Below are 1,331 nucleotides of genomic sequence, written 5' to 3' on the forward strand. Positions count from 1 at the left end.
TGAACCGCCCCGGGTTCGGTGGAGATCTCAGTTGGTGGCTGTGAGCTGGGGTTTCGTGGTTGCTCGGTAGTAGTTGGCTTCGTATTCGACGGGCGGGATGTGCCCTATCTCACCGTGGAGTCGGCGGTGGTTGTACCAGTCGACCCACTCGGCGGTGGCGAGCTCGACGTGCGAGAGCGTCTTCCACGGCCGCTGGGGCTTGATGACTTCGGTCTTGAACAGGCCGATCGTCGACTCCATGAGCGCGTTGTCGTACGCGTCGCCGACCGAGCCGATGGAGGCCGCGATCCGGGCCGCATCCAGGTGTTCGGCCAGCCGGAACGACGTGTATTGAGAACCCGCATCGGAGTGATGAATCAGCTGGCCCGGCGCCGGTGGGCGGCCTTCGCGATCGCGCTGCCACAGGCCCATGTCCAGGGCGTGCAGGACGAGTTGGGTCTCCTTCGACAGCGAGGCGGACCAGCCGACGATGCGGCGGGAGAAGGTGTCCACGACGAAGGCGACATAGACGACGCCGGCCCAGGCGGCCACGTGTGTGAAGTCGGCGACCCAGGTCCGGTTCGGAGCCGCGGCGACGAAGTCGCGGTCGACGCGGTCCGGGGCCCGGGTGGCGGTCGGGTCCGGGAGGGTGGTGATGACCTTCTTGCCGCGGACCACGCCGGCGATGCCGATCTCGCGCATGAGGCGCTCGATCGTGCAGCGGGCCACCGCATGGCCCTGCCGGTTCAGCTCGTGCCAGACCTTTCTCGCGCCATAGACGCGGTAGTTGGACTGGTAGACCTCCTGGATCAGCTCCTTGAGTTCCTCGTCCCGCACGGCTCGCGGCGAGGGGTTTTCGAGGCGTTTCTTGCAGGCGTAGTAGGTGGAGGGGGCGATCTTGCAGCTGTGCTGGGTCAGTACGCGGCAGATCGGCTCGACACCGCCGAAGCGGTCCCGGTGCTCGTCGATGAACGTTACGAGCGAGGCAGTGGCCGGTCGAGCTCGGCCGCGAAGAAACTCGCCGCGGCCTTCAAGATCTCGTTCGCGCGCTTGAGTTCGGCGATCTCCTTCTTCATCGCCTTGATCCGCGCGGACTCCTCGCTCGTGGTCCCCGGCAGGGTCCCGGAGTCGATCTGGTCCTGGCGGACCCACTTGCGCAGCGTCTCGCGCGAGCCGATGCCCAGCTTGGCCATCACCGCGTTGATCGCGGCGGACTCGGTCGGGTAGTCACCGCGGACCTCGGCGACCATGCGCACCGCGCGCTTGCGCAGCTCAGGGGGATAGGAGGAGGGACGTGCCATGACTCTGATCCTTACACGGAATCGAGTCTCCATTCGAACCGGGGCGGTTCA

Annotated in this window: 1 protein-coding gene; it reads right to left on the reverse strand. The window is 66.6% G+C overall.

Annotated features, from left to right (window positions below):
* Nucleotides 1–27: 27 nt before the first annotated feature.
* A protein-coding gene (locus ACFWN1_RS33305) for an IS3 family transposase (RefSeq protein WP_384370512.1) occupies nt 28–1,280 on the reverse strand; the annotation gives its coding sequence in 2 pieces (ribosomal slippage) (nt 28–998 and nt 998–1,280; 1,254 coding nt in all).
* Nucleotides 1,281–1,331: the final 51 nt, after the last annotated feature.

This window comes from Streptomyces sp. NPDC058459, from assembly GCF_042721685.1.
Lineage (GTDB): Bacteria > Actinomycetota > Actinomycetes > Streptomycetales > Streptomycetaceae > Streptomyces.